This is a genomic window from Rhodobacter sp. NTK016B (assembly GCF_017303295.1).
Lineage (GTDB): Bacteria > Pseudomonadota > Alphaproteobacteria > Rhodobacterales > Rhodobacteraceae > Pararhodobacter.
Window position 1 is genome coordinate 1 of record NZ_JAFKOK010000036.1, and the last position, 2,500, is coordinate 2,500.

Annotated in this window: 2 rRNA genes (1 of these 2 cut by a window edge); both read right to left on the bottom strand. The window is 54.8% G+C overall.

Features of this window, described 5'->3' with window-relative positions:
- Positions 1 to 15: 15 nt before the first annotated feature.
- Positions 16 to 130, bottom strand: a 5S ribosomal RNA gene (gene rrf / locus JI664_RS23535).
- Between the two features lie 87 nt (positions 131 to 217).
- Positions 218 to 2,500: ribosomal RNA gene (locus JI664_RS23540) — 23S ribosomal RNA — on the bottom strand (it continues 550 nt past the right edge of the window).

Genomic DNA, 2,500 nt, shown 5'->3' on the forward strand with positions numbered 1-2,500 from the left:
TCTGTTTCTTATCAGGTTTGGCGGTGACCTACTCTCCCACGACTTAGGTCGCAGTACCATTGGCGTTCGTGCCCTTATCCATCGAGTTCGGGATGGGATCGGGAGTTTAGCACGGGCTATGACCACCAAACCGGATAAGAAACAGTATCGGCTCTTCCTTTTTGGAAGCGCTGTTCAAGTATTATGCTTTGTCCAGTTTGTCTTGCTGTTACTGGATCAGATCAAGCCAATCGAGCCATTAGTACCGGTCAACTGAATGCATTGCTGCACTTACATCTCCGGCCTATCGACGTGGTGGTCTACCACGGCTCTCAAGGGAGACCTTGTTTTGAAGGGGGCTTCCCGCTTAGATGCCTTCAGCGGTTATCCTGTCCGATCATAGCTACCCTGCACTGCGGCTGGCGCCACAACAGGTCCACCAGTGGATCGTTCACCCCGGTCCTCTCGTACTAGGGGCAACTCTTCTCAAGTCTCCTACACCCACGGCAGATAGGGACCGAACTGTCTCACGACGTTCTAAACCCAGCTCACGTACCTCTTTAAACGGCGAACAGCCGTACCCTTGGGACCGACTTCAGCCCCAGGATGAGATGAGCCGACATCGAGGTGCCAAACGATGCCGTCGATATGGACTCTTGGGCATCATCAGCCTGTTATCCCCGGCGTACCTTTTATCCGTTGAGCGATGGCCCACCCACGTGGGACCACCGGATCACTATGGCCGTCTTTCGACTCTGCTCGACGTGTCAGTCTTGCAGTCAGGCTGGCTTCTGCCATTGCACTCAACGAGCGATTTCCGACCGCTCTGAGCCAACCTTCGCGCGCCTCCGTTACTGTTTGGGAGGCGACCGCCCCAGTCAAACTCCCCGCCATGCATGGTCCCGGACCCCGATAAGGGGCCGCGGTTAGACATCAAGAGTGCGAAGGGTGGTATCTCAAGGGAGGCTCCACAGAGACTGGCGTCCCTGTTTCGATGCCTACCACCTATCCTGCACATCACAATCCTGATGCCAGTGCAAAGCTGGAGTAAAGGTGCACGGGGTCTTTCCGTCTAACCGCGGGTAGTGTGCATCTTGACACACAATTCAATTTCGCTGAGTCCACGTTTGAGACAGCGGGGAAGTCGTTACGCCATTCGTGCAGGTCGGAACTTACCCGACAAGGAATTTCGCTACCTTAGGACCGTTATAGTTACGGCCGCCGTTTACTGGGGCTTCAATTCGGAGCTTGCACCCCTCCTTTTAACCTTCCAGCACCGGGCAGGCGTCAGACTGTATACGTCGCCTTACGGCTTCGCACAGCCCTGTGTTTTTAGTAAACAGTCGCCACCCCCTGGTTTGTGCCCCCGGCCCATACTTGCGTACGAACCGGGCCTCCTTCTCGCGAACTTACGGAGGTATTTTGCCGAGTTCCTTAAACGTGGTTCTCTCAAGCGCCTTGGTATTCTCTACCAGTCCACCTGTGTCGGTTTCGGGTACGGTCTGATGGAGGGCTATTTCCAGGAACCGCTCAGCAGCCCAGACAATCCGATAAGTCTGAACTACCCCTGCGATCCGTCACATCCTCCTGGCTCAGGAATATTCACCTGATTCCCATCGACTACGCCTTTCGGCCTCGCCTTAGGGGCCGGCTTACCCTGCTCAGATTAGCTTTAAGCAGGAACCCTTGGACTTTCGGCGAGAGGGTCTCTCACCCTCTTTGTCGCTACTCATGTCAACATTCTCGCTTCTGAACGCTCCACCGGTCCCTCACGGGCCGGCTTCACAGCAGATCTCGCTGTCTCCGGGGCACCCTGAGGCGCCAAAGAGACATGAGATACAGAACAGAACGCTCCGCTACCACGCACAACTAGTGTGCATCCTAAGCTTCGGCTCATGGCTTGAGCCCCGTTACATCTTCGCCGCAGGACAACTTATCTAGACCAGTGAGCTGTTACGCTATCTTTAAAGGATGGCTGCTTCTAAGCCAACCTCCTGGTTGTTTTGGTCGTCCCACCTGCTTTCCCACTTAGCCATGAATTGGGGGCCTTAGCTGTAGGTCAGGGTTGTTTCCCTCTCCACGACGGACGTTAGCACCCGCCGTGTGTCTGCCAGATAGTCCTCTCGGGTATTCGGAGTTTGCTTAGGCTCAGTAAGTCTGTGGGACCCCATCACCCATGCAGTGCTCTACCCCCCGAGGGATACGTCTGACGCTCTACCTAAATAGATTTCGCGGAGAACCAGCTATCTCCGAGTTTGATTGGCCTTTCACCCCTAGGCACAAGTCATCCCGACCCTTTTCAACGGGTGTGGGTTCGGACCTCCAGTTAGTGTTACCTAACCTTCATCCTGCTCATGCCTAGATCACTCGGTTTCGGGTCTGATCCATCTAACTAAGTCGCCCTATTAAGACTCGCTTTCGCTGCGCCTACACCTAACGGCTTAAGCTTGCTAGATAGACCAAGTCGTTGACCCATTATACAAAAGGTACGCCGTCAGGTCTCGAGGACCCTCCGACTGCT